A 16,615-nucleotide genomic window follows, 5' to 3' on the forward strand; every position below is an offset into this window, starting at 1 on the left:
TCTCGGCAGGAGCCGCACCGCGCTGACCGTCGACCACTACCCGGACCAAGCGCCCCGCGCAGGCCCACATCCGGCTCCGGCAGGCTCAGATGCTGAGCAGGACGGCCCGGGTGAGCGTGACGGCTTGTCAAACTGCTGGCTGGGGCGGCCCGGCCCCGGGGGCCGGAGGTGGCACAACCGTGGGCGAGGATGTCTCCCATGACGATCTTCCCGGTCACAGTCCCCGCGTCCCTGGTCAGCGCCACCGGTCTGGAACCGGAGGCAGGCGACTGGCACCGTGCGGTGCGGCACGCGGTGGGTACTCCGGACGGTGAGACGTACGTACTCAGCGGCCTGTGGCGGCAAACCCGGTATGGCGGGGTCGACGACGGCCGGGACTTCATCTGCCAGTTGATCACCCGTCACGGCCCGGACGGCGACACCCGGACCACCGCCGTGATCACGCACGAGGCGCCGGGCGGCGCCGGCCCAACCTCGACGGTCCGCCGCAGCGAGAGCCTGACGCTGCTCCCCGACGGGACGCTCGTGCTGAGCGGCAAGCCCGGCAACACCCACCTGTTCACCCCGGAACTGGACCGGCTGCTGGCCGCCTGGCACATGGACGATCGGCCCAGCTGGAGCGACGAGCCGCAGACCGACGACCCGTTCGCCGCCACCGTTTCCGTCACCCCCGGTGGGCGGCTGCTGTGCCTGACCTCCGAGCACCGCCTCGAGAACTGGGGCTACCCCCGCGGCAACCTGATCGCCGTCTCCGAACCCGGCGACCACCTCGCCCCGGGCCACAGCCCGTCCTGTGGGCGATTGCGCGTGGCGGCGTCGTGCGGGGTGAGGAAGGTGCCCTCGGAGATGTCGAGGATCCGGCAGCCGGCCGCGTCGGCGATCTGGAACACGGCCGTCAGGGCGTCATAGCCGGTGCCCCGGACGTGCAGCATGATCGATTCGACGGGGGCGTCGGAGCCGATGTTCACCTCGACGGACCAGGCCGGCCCGGCGAGGTGCCCCCGGGCCGGATCGGAGAGGCCTATGCCGGGGACCCGCTCGCGCAGGGCGGCCGCGACCTGCGCGCGTGAACCCAGGGGGTCGGAGTGGAAGTCGTCCGGGAGTTCGTCGACCACGGTGACGCCGGCGGGAGCGGGAAGCAGAAGCAGGTCCCAGCTCATGAAGTCCTCCGGATGCTGTCGTGACCGTCCCCGCAGACAGGGCAGGCGCGTTCGTCGATCGAGTCCAGGGCCACCGGGTGACCGCAGAAGTCGCAGGGACGTGTGCCCTCGTCGATTGCTTGCCGACCAGCGGACTCGTCTTCCATGGCGCCAGCGTGTCAGACCGCCGATAGCTCGTGCGTGCTTCCGGTAGGTGCTGCTGCTCCGGGGGAGAGTTGCGGGGCCGGATCGCGACGGTCACGGACGACGAGGACCTGGCCGCAGTCGTGCGCCGCCGCATCGCCCAACCTGAAACCGGATCACCGAGTGGCCGTCGATACACCACTCCAACGGACGTGACCGATCTGGCGGTGCGGTCACGCTGGTGCCTCGCTGTTCCCCGCCACCTCGCGTTCGGCGAGGAAGGCGTCGAGGAGCTCGAACAGGACCGCGATGGCCCGCTGCTCCTCCTCGGGTGGGAGGTTCCCGATGTCCTCCCATCCTTGGGGCAGAGCGATGTGCAGGACTTGGCCCGGCCAGCCGTGGTTGCAGTCTCGGCCGCGGCGGGCGACCAGCCACTCGTGGAAGCCGGCGAGAGGGTCTGGACCGCCGTGGCGGTCGGCGTGCGTTGCATAGCCGGAAAGGAAGACGGTCACCCTGTCGAACGAGCTCTTGCCCACGACCATGCTTGGTCGCCGGCCCATGAAGGCGAAGAACTCGCGCGCGGTCAGACCTCGGCGAGACCCGTCGAACTCAGTCGTCGTCGTTCGGCAGCCAGTCGGTGGGGTGGGTGGGGGCCAGGCGGCGGACCACTTCGGCGAGTTCGACGCAGGCCTGTTCGAGGCGTAGGTGGGTGCTGCGCTGCTCCGCGACGATGGCGGAGAGCAGCAGGCCGGTGAGTGCGGCGCAGGCGTTGAGGGCTTGGAGCATCACCATGTCGGCGACCAGGCCGTGGTCGGCGAACGGGCCGGCGTGGTGGGTGGCCGCCGTGATGGTGAGGACCGAGACGATGGCCACGCAGGGTGCGGCGCCCGGGAGTTGGAAGCGGAGGGCGGCCCAGATCAGGAAGGGGAAGACGAGGAAGAGCACGCTCAGTTTGGTGGAGGTGGCGATGACCGTGACGGTGGCGGTCCCGGCCAGGAGGAGCAGGGGCTCGGCCCAGTCGAGGAGGTCGGGGTCGTCGGGGAGGCGGACGATGCGCAGGGCCAGCAGCAGCGGGGTGACCACCAGGACCCCCATCGCGTCGCCGGCCCACCAGGCCGACCAGGTGGGCCAGAAGCCGCCGTCCGGCAGGCTGTCGCTCAGCCCCAGCACGGCGACGCCGACGGTGGAGCTGATGAGCATGGCGGCGAAGGCCCCGAGGAAGACCAGCGCCATCCCGTCCCGCAGCCGGTCCAGCTCGGTCCGGAAGCCGACCCGACGGAGCATCAGGTAGGCGGCGACGGGGGCGAGGGTGTTGCCCGCGACGATGCCGATGGAGCCCCAGCGCGGGGTGCCGCCCGAGGCGATCACCAGGAAGGCGCCGAGGGCGACGCCGGGCCAGACCCGGAGCCCGAAGAGCAGCAGGGCGGCGAGCGCGATGCCGGTGGGTGGCCAGAGCGGGGTGACCCTCGCCCCGCCGATCACCACCTGCTGCATCAGGCCGAGCCGTCCGGCCAGCAGGTAGACGGCGGTGACGGCCAGCAGGAGGCCGCCGGTGGCCGCCAGGCGGCGGAGGTCGCGGGTGGGGGGAGCGGTGGGCAGCGGCACAGGAGCCATCACACTACGGCCGGGCGGCGGACCGGCCGGTGACACGCGCGGAGAAGGGGGTCCGTGGGGTGGCGCACCGGCAGGCGGGGGAGCAAACCGGCGGGCGGAGAGCGGTCGGGCGGGCCGGGAGCCGGTCCGTCAGCCGTGACGGAGCACCAGGACGGCGGCGTCGTCGGTGTGCCCGGTCAGTTCGGCCACGGCCAGCAGTTCGGTCGCCAGGTCCTCCGGGGCGGCCCGGCCGCGCTCGTGCAGGACGGCCGCCACCCGGTCCAGACCCGCCTCGATCGGGAACTGTGGCCCCTCGACCACCCCGTCCGTGACCAGGGCGACCACGCCCGGCCCGGTCAGCCGGTGGCGGTTGACCGGGTAGCGCTGGCCGGGGAGCACGCCCAGGGGCGGTCCGCCCTCGTCGTCGTGGTGGTGCGCGGCTCCGTCCGCGTCGGCCCAGACCGGCGGGACGTGGCCGGCCCGGGCGTGCCACAGCTCTCCGGTGGCCGGGTCGTAGCGCAGGAAGACGCAGGTCGCGAAGCGCCGGACGGCCATGGATATCAGCAGGTCGTTGGCGCGCGAGAGCACCTCACCGGGGTCGGCGACGGTGCTCGCCAGCGCGCGCAGGCCGACCCGGACCTGGCCCATCACGGCGGCCGCCTCCACGTCGTGCCCCTGGACGTCGCCCAGCGAGAAGGCCACCGAGCCGTCCGGGAGCAGGAAGCCGTCGTACCAGTCGCCGCCGATGCTCAGGCCGTTCCGGGCCGGGGCGTAGCGGGCGGCGGCCCCGAGGCCCGGCACCTGGGGGAGCGCGGAGGGCAGCAGCTCGCGCTGCAGGGCCTCGGCGAGCTCGACCCGGGCCTTCTGGAGCTCGGCCTGCTCCAGGGCGGACGCGGTGAGCCGGCCGAGCTCGGTCAGCAGGTCGTCCGCGCTGCGGCGGGCGGGGTGGCGGCGTCCCGTCATCGGCCCTCCGGCGGCGTGTGGGCGAGGTGGCGAGAGCCAGCCTATGTCGACCGAACGGGGGATGGCTGCCCGGTGCGGTCCGGTGCCGGGGAGGCCGTGGCGGACCGTAGCGCGGTGGTCACAGCGGGCTCACCACCGCTGTTCCTTCACCACGGCGCGGACGGCGTCGCGGAGCTGGTCGCGCTGGGGCTGGAGGGCGCGGTCGAGGGCGGGGGCGAAGGGGAGCACGGTGCCGTCGGGGCGGGTGATGCGGCGGGGCGGGGCGGTGAGGCGCATCTGCTCGGCGGCCGTGGCGAGGACCTCGGCGCCGATGCCGCAGCTGCGGTTGGAGTCGTCGATCACCACCAGGCGGCCGGTGCGCTCCAGGGAGGCGGCGAGGGCGTTCCAGTCGAAGGGGTACAGGGTGCGCGGGTCGAGCACCTCGACCGAGATCTCGGGGGCGAGCTCCTCGGCGACGGCGAGGGCGTCGTGCACCAGGTGGCCGACCGCGACCACGGTGACGTCGGTGCCTTCGCGGTGGATGCGGGCCTGGCCGAGCGGGATCGGGGCCAGCTCCCAGGTGACGGTCTCGCGGACGGCCAGGGCGGCGGCCGGGGCGAAGACGACGACCGGGTCCGGGTCGGCGACGGCCGAGCGGAGCAGCCCGTAGGCGTCGGTGGGGGTGGCCGGGACGACGGTCTTCATCCCGGCGTGGGCGAACAGGCTGTAGGGGTGGTCGGAGTGCTGGCCGGCCCAGCCGTCCCGGGAGCCGGAGCCCGGCACCAGGCAGGTGAGCGGGACGGAGGCCTGACCGCCCGTCATCAGGGAGAACTTGTGTGCCTGGTTGACCAGTTGCTCGAAGACCAGGAAGAGCAGGGAGGGGATCTGGAACTCGATCACCGGCCGCCGCCCGGTCAGTGCGGCGCCGATGGCCATCGAGGTGAAGGCCTGCTCGGAGAGCGGGGTGTCGACGATCCGGCCGGGGCCGAACTGCTTGAGCAGGTTGAGGGTGGGGCCGGCCATGCCGGCGCCGATGTCCTCGCCGAACACGCAGACGGCCGGGTCCTCGGTGAGGGCGTCGGTGAGGGCCCGGTTGAGGGCCTTGGTGTAGGAGAGCCTCATGCCGGCACCCCCGGGCGAGGGCGCAGGCCGTCGGCGTAGAGGTGGTCCAACGCACTGTCGGGGGAGGGGAGTTCGGAGGCGAGGGCGAAGTCAGAAGCGGCCGCCAGCTGTTCGGCGACCGAGGCGTCCAGATCCGCGGCCTGGCCGGGCGGCAGCAGCGCGGCGCCGCGGGGCAGCGGGTCGAGGCCGCGCCAGCCGTCGACCTCCTCGGGGGTGCGGTAGTGCAGTTTCATCAGCCGTTCCATGGTGTGGTGGCCCTCGTAGCGGTAGGTGCGGCACCGGAGGAAGCCGGGGCCGCCACCGGCGGAGGCGCGTTCGACCGCCTCGGCGGCGGCCGCGCGGACGGCCTCGGTGTCCATCCCGTCCACCTCCACGGCCGGGATGCCGAAGGCGGCGGCCCGGCCGGTGGCGCTGCCGGCCACCGCCACCGAGGCGGGCAGGGTGGTGGCGTAGCCGTTGTCCTCGCAGACGAAGAGCACCGGCAGCCTCCACATCGCGGCCAGGTTGAAGGACTCCAGCAGGACGCCCTGGTTGAGGGCGCCGTCGCCGAAGAAGGCGACGGCGACCCGGTCCTCCCCGGCCTGGACGGCGGACCAGGCGGCGCCGACCGCGATGGCGCCGCCCGCGCCGACCATGCCGTTGGCGCCCAGGATGCCGAGCGAGAAGTCGGCGGCGTGCATCGAGCCGCCCCGGCCCTGGTTCAACCCGCCGGTGCGGCCCAGGAGTTCGGCCAGCAGGCGGTCCGGGGCCGCACCCTTGGCGAGTACGTGGCCGTGGCCCCGGTGGGTGGAGGTGATCCGGTCCTGCGGGCGCAGCGCGGCGCAGACGCCGACCGCCACCGCCTCCTGCCCGATGTAGGGGTGGATGCCGCCGGTGATCGCCCCGGACTTCACCAGGCCGAGCGCGAGCTCCTCGAAGCCCCGGATCAGGCGCAGCATCCGGTAGCGTCCCGCGAGGGTCCCGAGGTCGCTCACGGGGTGCCCTGCCAGACGACGGGGCAGATCTCGGGGTCGGCGTAGTCGGGGCGCCCGTCGGCGGTGCGGCGGACCACCACGTCGTGGTTGTAGGAGGCGGGCGTGCCGTCCGGACGGGTGGCGTGGCGGTACTCGTTGGCGCCGTCCTGGAGGTGGAGCGAGACGGCCCGGCGCGGGGTGTCGGCCAGGTTGGCGCCGCTGCCGTGGTAGGTGCGGCAGTGGTGGAAGGAGACGTGGCCGCGCGGGATCTCGACGGGGACCTTCACCACCTCGGCGCCGTTGTGCGCGGCGTTGGCGGCGAGGATCCCGTCCAGCTCGGAGCGGTCGCGCTGGGCGAAGTGCCGGGTGGCGTCCTCCTGCGAGGGGAGCTCCTGCCAGCGGTGGCTGCCGTCGACCATGGTGATGGTGCCGTTCTCCACCCCGCAGTCGTGGAAGGGGATGAAGGCGGTCAGCATGTCGTCGGAGGTCGAGGTGTGCCAGTAGTGCTTGTCGAAGTGCCACGGCACGTGGTTGGAGGGCTCTCCGGCGATCGGGGGCTTGAGGATCAGGGTGGACTGGAAGACCCGGATCTCCTCGGCCCCGGCCAGCAGCGCGGCGACGGCGCCGACCAGCGGCTTGCGCAGGATCGCGGCGATGGCGTCGCTCTCGTAGTGCACGTAGTCGTTGTGCCGCTGCACCGGGCCGTCGGACGGCTGCCAGGCGGCCAGCCTCGGCGGCCGGACGGGGAGGGTGCGGTCGCGGTGGCCCTCGTAGTAGTCCTCGGTGGCGGCCTGGAGGGTGTCGAGCTCCTGGTCGGTGAAGAGCTTCTTCGACAGGTACCAGCCGTGCTCCCGGTAGCCGGCCACCTCCTCGGGCGTGGGCAGCAGGGCGCGCTCGGCCTCGGTCAGGACGAACGCGGGGGCGGTGGTGGTCATGGTGCTTTCCTCTCGGGAGCGGACGGGTCGGACGGCGCGTCAGACGGAGGCGGTGGCGCGCTGGCGCTCGACGGCCTCGTAGAGGGCCTTGATGTTGGCGGTGCCGAAGGTGCCCGCGCCCTGACGCTCGATCAGCTCCAGGAAGAAGGTCCGCCGGGGGTGGGTCGAGCGGGCGAAGATCTGGAACAGCTGGCCGCCGTGGTCCTGGTCCACCAGGACGTCCAGCTCGCGCAGCGTCTCCACCGGGATCGCGGTGCCGCCGAGCCGCTCGGCCAGGGCGTCGTAGTAGGTGCCGGGGGTGGTGAGGAACTCGACGCCGTGCGCGCGGGCGGTGCGCACGGCGCCGGCGATGTCCGCGGTGCGGAAGGCCAGGTGCTGGACGCCCGCGCCGTCGTGGTCGGCGAGGAAGCGGTCGATCTGCCCGGCCCGGCGGGTGGTGTCGGGCTCGATCAGGGTGAAGGTGACCTCCCCGGAGGCGCTCTGCACCACGCTGGAGTCCATCGCCTGCTCGCCGACCTCGATGTACTCGCCGAAGATCCGGTGCAGGCCGAGCGCGGCCTCGCAGAACCGTACGGCGTCCGCGAGTTGACCGGCCGGTACGCAGATCGCGACGTGGTCGAGCGCGTCCAGCAGGTCGCCGCTCGCAGCGGTGGAGGGCTCCTCCAGCGGGACGAGGCGCAGCGCGGTGTCGCCGAAGCCGGCGATCAGGCGGGCCTCCCGGTCGAGCACCACGGCGCCGTGCCGCTCGGCCCGCTCCAGCGCGGCCTGCGGGTCGGCGCAGCCGAGGGCCAGCGCGGCGACGCCCTCGCCGTGCCGCTCGACGTAGCGGGCCACCGGGTGGTCGGTGTTCTCGCTGGAGTGCAGGCGGACGCGGGCGCTGCCCTGGTGGAGGTGGACGGTGCGCACCGCCGGGTGCCAGGCGGGCTGGTCGGCGTCGCGTCGGAAGCCGTAGGCGGTCTGGAGTTCGACGGCGGTCTGCGCGGCGTCCGCGCAGTGGTACTCGACATGGGTGATCGTCTGGATGGACAACGGGGCTCCGGTCGGGAGGAGTTGAGTGCAGGTGGGCCGGTCTACCTGGCGGCGCTGGTGGGCGTCGGCCCGAAGATCAGGCTGGTGTTGTGGCCGCCGAACGCGAAGGCGTTGCTCAGCGCGTACCGCAGCTCGGCCGGGCGGGCGGCGCCGCGCACGTGGTCCAGGGCGCAGGCCGGGTCGGGGTCGGCCAGGTTGAGGGTGGGCGGGAGCAGGCCGCGGGCCACCGCGAGCACCGAGACGATCGCCTCCAGGGCCCCGGCCGCGCCCAGCAGGTGGCCGGTGGCGCCCTTGGTGGAGCTGACGGCCGGGCCGTCCTCGCCGAACACCGCGCGCAGGGCGGCGGATTCGGCCACGTCACCGATCTTGGTGCCGGTGCCGTGCGCGTTGACGTAGCCGATGTCGGAGGCGTCGAGGCCGGCGTTCGCCAGGGCGGTGCGCATGGCGTCGGCCGCGCCCTCGCCGTCCGGGCGGGGCATGGTCGGGTGGTGGGCGTCGGTGGAGGAGCCCCAGCCGACCAGCTCGGCGTAGCCGGCCGCGCCGCGGGCGGCCGCGTGCTCGGCGCTCTCCAGCACCAGCACCCCACTGCCCTCGCCCAGCACGAAGCCGTTGCGCCGGCTGTCGAAGGGGCGGCTCGCCTGCGCGGGATCCTCCCAACCCTGGGCCAGCGCCCGGGCGTTGGTGAAGGCGGCGGCGATGGTCGGGTGCAGGGAGGATTCGGTGCCGCCGCAGACCACCACGTCGGCGTCGCCGGCCCGGATCAGCCGCAGCCCCTCGGCCACCGCCTGGGCCCCGGCCGCGCAGGCCGTCACGATCGCGGTGCTGAAGCCCCGGATGCCGTGCTTGATCGCCACCCGGGCGGTGGCCATGTTGGAGAGCATGCCCGGCAGCAGGTACGGGCTGACGCCGGGCCGGCCGCGCTCCAGCCGGCGGTGGGACTGCTGCTCGAAGGTCTCCAGACCACCGCCGCCGGTGGCCAGCACCACGGCGGTGCGGCGGGGGTCGACGTCGCGGCCGACCACCAGGCCGGCGTCGGCGAGGGCCTCGTCGGCGGCGGCCAGGGCCAGCAGGACGAAGCGGTCCACGCAGCGGGTCTCGGTGGGCGGCAGCACCTCGGTGCCGTCGATGTGCGGGGCGATCCCGGCGAACGGCAGCCAGCCGTGGGCGGCGTGGCCCTCGGGGACGGCGACGATGCCGGAGCGGCCGGCGGTGAGTGCCTCGAAGACCTCAAGGGGCTTGCGGCCCAAGGGAGTCACCAGCCCCATCCCGGTGACGACGGCCCCGGGCCGCTTCGCGGTGGCGGTCATCGGGCGGCCACCGGAGCGGTCACGGCGGCGAGGTAGCGCTCGCGCAGCAGGACCTTGCGGACCTTGCCGGTCGGGCCGAGCGGGATGTCCTCGCCGCCGACCACCAGGACCGAGCGGACGGTGGCGGCGGTGGGCCCGTCGAGCGCGGCGACCACCTCGGCGGTGCGGTCGGCGGCCGGGTCGGCGCCGTCCTCCAGGGTGAGCAGCACGTCGGTGACCACCTGCTCGCCGTCCCGCACCGCGACCACGGTGCAGTCGAGCACGCCGGGGACGCGGGCCAGCACCCGCTCCTCGGACATCGCGGTGTAGAGCCGGTGGCCGTCGCCGAGGTCGACCGAGTCGACCAGACGGTCCACGTGGTAGTAGTAGCCCTCCTCGTCCCGGTACATCAGGTCGCCGGTGAGGAAGCGGCCGCGGAGCCGGGTGCGGTAGGTGGTGACCGAGTCGTTCCAGTAGCCGGGCGCCAAGGTCGGTGAGGCGGTGGCGAGTTCGCCCACCTCGCCGGGGCCGAGCGGTTCGCCGTCCGGGCCGACCACCTCGCAGTCCACGAAGGTGTGCGGGCGGCCGACGCAGCGGCCGTACTTCTCGGTGCCGGGGGCGTGGGTGATGAAGAAGTGCGAGTGGCCCATCTCGGTGGAGCCCAGGCCGTCGACGAAGACCGAGCCCGGCTCGCGGCCGCGGCCCTGGCGGGTGACGGTCTCCCGGGAGCCGGCGGCGATCAGGCGGCGGATGTGCGCCTCGTGCGCGCAGTCCCCGGTGTTCCACCAGAGCGCGACGGTGTCCAACTTCCGTGCGGACAGGTCGTGGTGGGCCAGGTCGGCCCAGGTGGCGGCGAAGCCGATCACGCCGCGCGGCTGCCAGCTCTCGATGGCGTCGAGCACGTCGTCGCCCGACTGGGTGGACAGCAGGGCGAGTTCACCGTGGGTGCTGAGCGCGAAGTTCACCGCGATGACGGTGGCCGCGTGCGGGGCGGGCAGCGCGGAGAGCATCCGGTCGCCGCCCTGCGGGCGGGGCAGCGTGGCGCGGTGGCGGATCGCCGCGTACAGACTGGCGTGCGAGTGGACCACCGCCTTCGGCATCCCGGTGGTGCCGGAGGAGTGGGTGATCGCCACCGGGTCCTGGGCCGAGTGCCGGTACGGCGCGGGCGCCGCGTCCGGGTCGCCGTAGCCGAGCTCGGCGGCGTCGGCGAGCACCGGGGCGGCCGGGTCGTGGCCGGCCAGCTCGGCCCGGTGTTCCGGGTCGGTGAGGATGCCGACGGCGCCCAGGCGGGCGATGTAGCGGGCGGCGCGCTCGCCCTCCACCTTGGGGTTGAGCAGGGCCGGGATCGCGCCGAGCCGGGCCAGGGCGAGGAAGGAGAGGACGTGGTCGGCGGCGGCCGTCGCGTACACCACCACCGGGTCGCGCCGGCCGACGCCGAGGGCGTGCAGGGCGGCGGCCCGGGCCCGGACGGCGCGGTCGAGCTCGCGCAGGGTGAAGGGCTCCCAGGCCGCGCGGCCGTCCACCGCGGTGTCGAAGGTCAGCAGCGGGTCGTCGAGACCGATGCCCAGGGCGATCCGGCTGGTCAGCACGTTCCCTGCGCCGACGTCCGGGTCGTTCGCCAGGACGTTGCGGATGGTGCGGGTGCTCATGGTGATGGGTCCCTCCCATGGCGCTGGCCATGCGGGTGCGGTGTACGGCGTCGGGGACGCGGTCGGTCGGTCGGGGTCGGTCGGGGTGGGGTGGTCGGGGCGGGTCGACGGGTCGTCAGGCGGAGGTGACCAGGGCGGCGGTGCCGTGGTCGCCCTCCCCGTCCCGGGCGGCCTGCTCGGCGGCGATGACCAGGACCTGGTCGGCGTCGCCGTCGGCGAGCAGCAGGGCGGCCAACTCCAACGCGTCCGGCGGGAGTTCTCCGGGGGCGGCGGCCTCCCGGGGGCTGATCGCGACCACCGGGCCGGCCAGCTCCCAGCGGGCCGCGATGTGCCCGAGGACGGCGTTGGGGTTGGACTGGAAGAACAGCAGCGGCGGCATCCGGCGCCCGGAGGCGGCTGCGGTGTCGATGGCCAGCGCGGTGGCGCGGTCGCCTCCGGCACTGGCGAGCAGCAGGGCGGTGCGGCCGGCCGGGGCCCGGTCGGGAGAGGCGTCCCGGTGCCGGGTGAGGCAGAGCTCGGCGACCGCTGCGACCAGCGGGTTGAAGGTCGAGGCGATGAAGCCGGGCAGCGGCGGGAGGTGGGCGTCCCCCTCCGGTGGTGGCCAGCTCGCGGTGGCGAGGGTGCGCAGCCCGTCGGTCGGTGGGTTCATGCGGCGGCGACCAGGAGGGCGGTGTTGGCTCCGCCGAAGGCGGAGTTGAGGCTGAGCGCGTGGCCGGGGCGCTCCCGGCGCGGACCGGAGAGCACGAGGTTCAGCCCGATCTCCGGGTCGGAGCCCAGCCAGCCGGCGTTGACCGGGAGCCGTTCGCTCTCCAACGCGCCGATGGTGACGGCGAGTTCGAGCAGTGCGGAGGCCTCCAGGGCATGACCGTGGACGGACTTGCTGGAGCTGACCGGGAGCCGGTGCAGCCCCTGGCCGAACACCTCGCGCAGGGCTCGCGCCTCGGCCAGGTCGGACAGCGGCGAACCGGTGCCGTTGGCGTTGACGTAGCCCACCTCGGCCAGCGAGACCCCGGCCCGGGCCAGCGCGGACCGGACGGCCCGGACCACGCCCTCCCCGTCGGGCCGCGGACGGCAGACGTGGTGGGCGTCCCCCGACCGGCCCCAGCCGGCCAGCCGGGCCAGTGCCCGGGCGCCGCGACGCTCGGCGGCCGTCTCCGCCTCGACGACCACCGCCACCGCGGCGTCGCCCAGCACGGTGCCGGTGCGGCCGGTGCTGAACGGCCGGAGCTCCCCGTCCCGGGCCAGTGCCCGGCCCGCGTCGAAGGCCGCGAAGACGCCCGGCTCCACCAGGTGCCCGGCCGCGACCACCACCCGGGGGTGCCGCCCGGAGGCGACCAGCGCGGCGGCGTCGGCCACCGCCGTGGCGGCCGCCGTGCAGGCGCCGGTGTAGACCCGGGTGACCTCGGGCAGGCCGAGGGCGGCGGCGCCCTTGCTCACGGCCTCGGCCACCTCGCCGGTGCGCAGATCGCTGTGCAGGGCGAGCAGCAGCGGTGTGTCGCCGCTCCCGGAGGGCAGGCCGGCCTGCCCGCACGCCTCGGCGACGACCCCGGCCACCGCCCGGGCGAGCGGCGGCGCCCCGGGCAGCAGGGCGGCCCGGGTGGTGCCACGCCGGGACACGTCGAAGCGGGTCACCTCGGTGAAGCCGGTCCGGCCGTGCGCGGCCGCCTCGGTGAGCGGTGCGAGCCCGGAGCCGAAGGCGCTGAGAACCCCGAGTCCGGTGAACACCGGCCGGTGGGCCGGTGGTGCGCTGGTGCTCATGAGCCGGCGACCCCGGGGGCGGCAGCGGCGGCGAGGACGGCTTCCCGCAGGACGGCGACGGCGTCGTCCACCGTGCGAACGGCCTCGAACTGCTCATCGGAGAGGTCCAGCTCGATGGCGTAGCGCTGCTCGAACTCGGCGGTCAGCCAGGTGAGTTCGAGGGAGCCGAGCGCATCGGGGACGCTGTCGGCGGGCCGCTGTCCGAAGGCCGCGAGCATCGCGACCACCTCGGCGCGGTCCGGCAGCACGGGGGAGCTCACGCGGCGCTGCCGGCGGTGGCGGCGGCCTCGGCGGCCCGCCGGGCCACGTCGGCCGTGAACTGGTCGAGGGTCATCAGCGCGGTGGTCTCCATCTCGTCGAGGTCGAACTTGACGCCGAACTCGTCCTCGACCTGCACCGAGAGGTCGGCGAGCGCCAGCGACTCCAAGTCGAGCCCGGCCGGGCCCAGGTCGGTCTCGCCGGTGACCTCGGAGACGTCGTAGTTCATCTCGGCGAGGGCCGCGAGGACGAACTCGTGGATGCGCTCCTGCATGGTGGTACTCCTCGTGCTGTGTCGGGGTGGTGGTGCGGTGGGTCAGAGGGAACGGGCGGCCGCGTCGTGCAGGGCGGTGACGTCGCGCACGAGCTTGCCGGTGGCGGTGCGGGGCAGCGCCGGGAGGAAGGAGAGCCGCCGGGGCCGCTTGTAGGCGGCCAGTTCGCGGGTCAGGGCCTGGCGGACGGTCTCCTGGTCCTCGTCCTGACCGGTGGTCAGGAAGGCCTCGATGGCGCCGTCCGCGAAGACCACCACGGCCTCCTGGACCGACGGCAGGGCCGTCAGGGTCTGCTCGACCTCGGTCAGGTCGACCTTGAGGCCGCCGATGGAGACCTGGGAGTCGCGCCGGCCGAGCACGGTGACCAGCCCGGTCGCGGGGTCGACCCGGCCGGCGTCCCTGGTGTGCAGCCAGCCGTCCGACCAGCGGGTGGGGTCGGTCAGGCCGGGGTACGGCGAGCCGGCCATGGCGATGTGGAGTTCGCCACCGTCCTCGCGCAGCACCGTGCCGTGCACCGGCGCGGCCTGCGGGTGCAGGGCGCCGTCCAAGTCGGTCGCGATGACGCCCAGTTCGGTCATCCCGTACATGGTGCCCAGCGGCACGCCGTAGCGGGCGGTGAAGGCGGCGGGCACCCCGGGGCGGACCAGCTCGCCGGCCACGATCATCCGGCGCAGCTGCGGCAGCGGCGGGGGAGCGGTGGCGGCGGCGAGCAGTTCGGCGTGGAAGGGGACGCCGATCACCGTGGTGGGGCGGTCGTCCCGGCCGACGGCGGCCAGGATCCCGGCCGCCGTCATCCGCTCGGGGACGGTCAGCGGCACGTGGGCGTGCAGGCTGTTGAGCAGCCCGCCGACCAGGCCGAGGACGTGCACCACGGAGGAGAGCAGGACCACCCGCTCGCCGGCCTTCGGGAAGGCCGCCAGCCGCCGGTAGCAGTCGAGCTCACGCAGCAGGTCGGCCGCCGTGCGGGCGATCACCTTGGCGGGGCCGGTGGAGCCCGAGCTCAGCTGGAGCAGGGCGTGGCCGGTCGCGGCCGGGCGCCCGCCCGGGAGGGCGTGCGGTTCGGGGTCGGTCTCGGCGAAGCCGCGCAGGGCCGCCCCCGAGGAGCGGTGCGCCGACTCCACCAGCACCTGGGGTGCCAGTCGCTGGACGGCGAGCGCGACCTCGTGGTCGGTCAGGCGGTGGTCCAACAGGAGCGCCTGTGCGCCCAGTTGCCAGCAGGCCAGCAGCGCGGCGACGTAGCCGAGCGAGGGCGCCAGCCGCAGCGCGGCCGTGCCGCCGGGCGACAGGCCCGCGGCGGTGAGCCGCGCGGCCTGCTCGGCGACGAGCGCGCGCAGGGTCCTGCGGTCGACGGGAGTGCCGAAGTGCAGGCACTCCTCGTCATCGGGGCCGGCCAGGAGGAATCGATCCACCCAGTCGTGCGGGGCCTTGGTGTCCGAGGTCCCGGCCGGCAGGGGAGGTTGGGAAGAAGAGCCGGTCAACGCCACTCCACGAGGGGCTGGTTGCATGGACAGCGGCCTCGATCGACGGGGCCGGTTCGGTTTCTGACGATTGCACAGACGATCGAGCCAAGGCAAGGTCTATACCAATCGGCGCTAGGCTGCCGAATCGGGACGGGCCCGCGTGCGGCCTGCCCGGAAGGGAAGCCCGTGCAGCCTCTCGAACTCCCCGACGTCGAACGCGCGGCCCGCGCCCGACTCCCCGAGGAGCTCTGGGACTTCGTCCAGGGCGGAAGCGGCGCCGAACGGACCGTGGCCGCCAACCGGGACGCGTTCGAACGGTGCCGCCTGCGCCCGCGCACCCTGGTCGACGTCTCCGCCACCGACCAGGCGCTGACCCTGCTCGGGAGCCCGTTGCGGACCCCCGTCGGCATCGCGCCCATGGCCTACCACCAGCTGTTCCACCCCGAGGGGGAGGTGGCCACCGCCCGTGCGGCGGGCCGCTGCGGGGCGCTGATGACCGCCGGGATCTTCGCCAGCCGGACGCTGGAATCCATCGCCGAGGCCGCCACCGGACCGCTCTGGCTCCAGCTGTACTGGCTGCGCCGCCGCGAGGCCCTGGCCGCGCTGATCGAGCGCGCCGAGGCGGCCGGCTACCGCGCCCTGGTGCTCACCGTCGACGCCCCCCGGATCGGCCGCCGCCTGCGCGACGCCCGCAACGGCTTCGCCGTCCCCGCGCACGTCCGGGCGGTCAACCTGGACCAGTCGCTGATGGCCGCCAGCCACCGCGCGGAGCACGGGAGTTCGGGCATCGCCGGACACGCCAAGGAGCAGTTCGACCCCACCCTGACCTGGGCGGACCTGGCCTGGCTGCGCGGGCGCAGCAGCCTGCCGATCGTCCTCAAGGGCATCCTCACCGCCGAGGACGCCCGGCTGGCCGCCGAGCACGGCGTGGACGCGATCGTGGTCTCCAACCACGGCGGACGGCAGCTCGACGGTGCCCTGCCGACCCTGCAAGCTCTGCCCGAAGTGGTCGCCGCCGTACCGGAGAACCTGCCCGTCCTGCTGGACGGAGGTGTCCGTTCGGGCACGGATGTCGCGCTCGCCCTGGCCCTCGGAGCCCGGGCCGTCCTGATCGGCCGTCCGGTCCTGTGGGGCCTGGCCGCCGACGGGGAGGACGGCGTCGCCGGGGTGCTCGACCTCCTGGCGGCCGAACTCGACGACGCCATGGCCCTGCTGGGCCGCCCCCGGCTGGCCGACCTCGACCCCACGGTCCTGGCCCGGCCCGCCGACCGCTGAACCACCGGACACCGCACCACCGGCCGTTGAACCGCCGGTGGCTGAACCACCCGCACCTCCCTGGAGCACCTCTTGCCACTGCACCCCCAGGCCGAGGCCCTGCGCAAGCAGCGCGCCGAGGCCGGTACGCCCCCTCTCTACACGCTCGACCTGGCCACCGCCCGGGCCGCCGACCTGGCCTCGATCCAGGCCGCCGCGGGGAACCCGGAACCGGTCCACGCCGTCGAGGAGTTCACCGTCCCCGGCCCCGGCGGCCCGCTCACCCTGCGGGTCTACCGTCCGGGCGACGCGCCCGGACTGCCCGCCCTGCTCTACCTCTTCGGCGGTGGCTGGACGCTCGGCTCCCTCGACACCGGTGACGCGATCTGCCGCCGCCTCACCAACGCCGTCGGCTGCGTGACCGTCGCTGTCGGCTACCGGCTCGCCCCCGAACACCCCTTCCCGGCCGCCGTCCACGACGTCGCCGCGGCCGCCCGCTGGACCGCCGCGCACGCTGCCGAGCTGGGCATCGACCCCACCCGCCTGGCCGTGGCCGGGGACAGCGCGGGCGGCAACCTGGCCGCCGCACTCACCCTGCTCGCCCGGACGGAGGGCGGCCCGGCCCTGCGCCACCAGCTGCTCGTCTACCCCAACACCCAGCACGGCGCCGACACCCCGTCGGTGCGCGAGCACGACGATCCGCTGCTGTTCAACCGCCGCTCGGTCGCCTGGTACTGGGGCCACTACCTGGCGGACCAGGCCGACGGCGACGACCCGCTGGCCTCCCCGCTGCGGGCCGACGACCTGTCAGGACTGCCGCC

The 16,615-nt window shown here is 74.6% G+C and carries 17 protein-coding genes; 3 read left to right on the forward strand and 14 right to left on the reverse strand.

Features of this window, described 5'->3' with window-relative positions:
- Positions 1-198: 198 nt before the first annotated feature.
- Positions 199-909, forward strand: a complete 711-nt coding sequence (locus tag ABD946_RS08495; protein ID WP_345281613.1) for a hypothetical protein — start codon at positions 199-201, stop codon at positions 907-909.
- A gap of 607 nt (positions 910-1,516) precedes the next feature.
- Here the strand turns inward: ABD946_RS08495 and ABD946_RS08500 are convergent.
- The 14 genes from ABD946_RS08500 to ABD946_RS08565 form a co-directional block, all read right to left on the reverse strand.
- Positions 1,517-1,825, reverse strand: coding sequence for a hypothetical protein (locus tag ABD946_RS08500; protein WP_345281615.1), 309 nt, complete (start codon positions 1,823-1,825; stop codon positions 1,517-1,519).
- A gap of 67 nt (positions 1,826-1,892) precedes the next feature.
- Positions 1,893-2,897: an MASE1 domain-containing protein gene (locus tag ABD946_RS08505; RefSeq protein WP_345281617.1), complete on the reverse strand. Its 1,005-nt coding sequence runs from the start codon at positions 2,895-2,897 to the stop codon at positions 1,893-1,895.
- A 129-nt stretch (positions 2,898-3,026) separates the two neighbouring features.
- A complete protein-coding gene (locus ABD946_RS08510) occupies positions 3,027-3,839 on the reverse strand; it encodes a PP2C family protein-serine/threonine phosphatase (protein ID WP_345281619.1) in 813 nt (270 codons plus the stop codon).
- A 129-nt stretch (positions 3,840-3,968) separates the two neighbouring features.
- Positions 3,969-4,940 carry an alpha-ketoacid dehydrogenase subunit beta gene (locus tag ABD946_RS08515; RefSeq protein ID WP_345281621.1) on the reverse strand — a complete coding sequence of 324 codons (972 nt, stop codon included), beginning with the start codon at positions 4,938-4,940 and terminating at the stop codon, positions 3,969-3,971.
- Complete coding sequence (locus tag ABD946_RS08520) at positions 4,937-5,914, reverse strand: thiamine pyrophosphate-dependent dehydrogenase E1 component subunit alpha (protein ID WP_345281623.1); 978 nt, start codon at positions 5,912-5,914, stop codon at positions 4,937-4,939. The genes ABD946_RS08515 and ABD946_RS08520 overlap by 4 nt, the downstream gene beginning before the upstream one ends.
- Positions 5,911-6,828 (reverse strand): phytanoyl-CoA dioxygenase family protein, encoded by a 918-nt coding sequence (locus ABD946_RS08525; protein WP_345281625.1) that lies wholly within the window; start codon positions 6,826-6,828, stop codon positions 5,911-5,913. The genes ABD946_RS08520 and ABD946_RS08525 overlap by 4 nt, the downstream gene beginning before the upstream one ends.
- A 39-nt stretch (positions 6,829-6,867) precedes the next feature.
- On the reverse strand, positions 6,868-7,857 hold the full coding sequence (gene hppD / locus ABD946_RS08530; protein ID WP_345281626.1) for a 4-hydroxyphenylpyruvate dioxygenase: 990 nt from the start codon (positions 7,855-7,857) through the stop codon (positions 6,868-6,870).
- 41 nt (positions 7,858-7,898) lie between these two features.
- Positions 7,899-9,164: a beta-ketoacyl-[acyl-carrier-protein] synthase family protein gene (locus ABD946_RS08535; protein WP_345281628.1), complete on the reverse strand. Its 1,266-nt coding sequence runs from the start codon at positions 9,162-9,164 to the stop codon at positions 7,899-7,901.
- Positions 9,161-10,792: a class I adenylate-forming enzyme family protein gene (locus ABD946_RS08540; protein WP_345281630.1), complete on the reverse strand. Its 1,632-nt coding sequence runs from the start codon at positions 10,790-10,792 to the stop codon at positions 9,161-9,163. The genes ABD946_RS08535 and ABD946_RS08540 overlap by 4 nt, the downstream gene beginning before the upstream one ends.
- A gap of 115 nt (positions 10,793-10,907) precedes the next feature.
- A complete protein-coding gene (locus tag ABD946_RS08545) occupies positions 10,908-11,441 on the reverse strand; it encodes a hypothetical protein (protein WP_345281632.1) in 534 nt (177 codons plus the stop codon).
- Positions 11,438-12,550 carry a beta-ketoacyl synthase N-terminal-like domain-containing protein gene (locus tag ABD946_RS08550; protein WP_345281634.1) on the reverse strand — a complete coding sequence of 371 codons (1,113 nt, stop codon included), beginning with the start codon at positions 12,548-12,550 and terminating at the stop codon, positions 11,438-11,440. Before ABD946_RS08550 ends, ABD946_RS08545 begins: the two co-directional genes overlap by 4 nt.
- Positions 12,547-12,810, reverse strand: a complete 264-nt coding sequence (locus ABD946_RS08555; RefSeq protein WP_345281636.1) for an acyl carrier protein — start codon at positions 12,808-12,810, stop codon at positions 12,547-12,549. The genes ABD946_RS08550 and ABD946_RS08555 overlap by 4 nt, the downstream gene beginning before the upstream one ends.
- The gene (locus ABD946_RS08560; RefSeq protein ID WP_345281638.1) at positions 12,807-13,082 is read right to left on the reverse strand and encodes a phosphopantetheine-binding protein; all 276 of its coding nucleotides are present in this window, start codon (positions 13,080-13,082) and stop codon (positions 12,807-12,809) included. The genes ABD946_RS08555 and ABD946_RS08560 overlap by 4 nt, the downstream gene beginning before the upstream one ends.
- Positions 13,083-13,124: 42 nt before the next feature.
- A complete protein-coding gene (locus tag ABD946_RS08565) occupies positions 13,125-14,489 on the reverse strand; it encodes a class I adenylate-forming enzyme family protein (protein WP_345281640.1) in 1,365 nt (454 codons plus the stop codon).
- 237 nt (positions 14,490-14,726) lie between these two features.
- On the opposite strand from ABD946_RS08565, the gene ABD946_RS08570 reads away from it, so the two are divergent.
- Both ABD946_RS08570 and ABD946_RS08575 read left to right on the forward strand, forming a co-directional pair.
- Positions 14,727-15,815: an alpha-hydroxy acid oxidase gene (locus tag ABD946_RS08570; RefSeq protein ID WP_345281642.1), complete on the forward strand. Its 1,089-nt coding sequence runs from the start codon at positions 14,727-14,729 to the stop codon at positions 15,813-15,815.
- Between the two features lie 72 nt (positions 15,816-15,887).
- Positions 15,888-16,615 (forward strand): alpha/beta hydrolase (locus tag ABD946_RS08575; protein WP_345281643.1); only part of this gene is annotated, 728 nt, incomplete at its 3' end.

It is taken from the genome of Kitasatospora albolonga (assembly GCF_039535905.1).
Classification (GTDB): domain Bacteria; phylum Actinomycetota; class Actinomycetes; order Streptomycetales; family Streptomycetaceae; genus Kitasatospora; species Kitasatospora albolonga.

Excerpts from the sequence above, each read along its gene's own strand:
- ABD946_RS08545 (WP_345281632.1), bottom strand. The coding sequence starts at position 11,441 with ATGAACCCACCGACCGACGGGCTGCGCACCCTCGCCACCGCGAGCTGG.
- ABD946_RS08550 (WP_345281634.1), bottom strand. The coding sequence starts at position 12,550 with ATGAGCACCAGCGCACCACCGGCCCACCGGCCGGTGTTCACCGGACTC.
- ABD946_RS08535 (WP_345281628.1), bottom strand. The coding sequence starts at position 9,164 with ATGACCGCCACCGCGAAGCGGCCCGGGGCCGTCGTCACCGGGATGGGG.
- ABD946_RS08495 (WP_345281613.1), top strand. The coding sequence starts at position 199 with ATGACGATCTTCCCGGTCACAGTCCCCGCGTCCCTGGTCAGCGCCACC.
- ABD946_RS08500 (WP_345281615.1), bottom strand. The coding sequence starts at position 1,825 with ATGGTCGTGGGCAAGAGCTCGTTCGACAGGGTGACCGTCTTCCTTTCC.
- ABD946_RS08510 (WP_345281619.1), bottom strand. The coding sequence starts at position 3,839 with ATGACGGGACGCCGCCACCCCGCCCGCCGCAGCGCGGACGACCTGCTG.
- ABD946_RS08525 (WP_345281625.1), bottom strand. The coding sequence starts at position 6,828 with ATGACCACCACCGCCCCCGCGTTCGTCCTGACCGAGGCCGAGCGCGCC.
- ABD946_RS08540 (WP_345281630.1), bottom strand. The coding sequence starts at position 10,792 with ATGAGCACCCGCACCATCCGCAACGTCCTGGCGAACGACCCGGACGTC.
- ABD946_RS08505 (WP_345281617.1), bottom strand. The coding sequence starts at position 2,897 with ATGGCTCCTGTGCCGCTGCCCACCGCTCCCCCCACCCGCGACCTCCGC.
- ABD946_RS08515 (WP_345281621.1), bottom strand. The coding sequence starts at position 4,940 with ATGAGGCTCTCCTACACCAAGGCCCTCAACCGGGCCCTCACCGACGCC.
- ABD946_RS08560 (WP_345281638.1), bottom strand. The coding sequence starts at position 13,082 with ATGCAGGAGCGCATCCACGAGTTCGTCCTCGCGGCCCTCGCCGAGATG.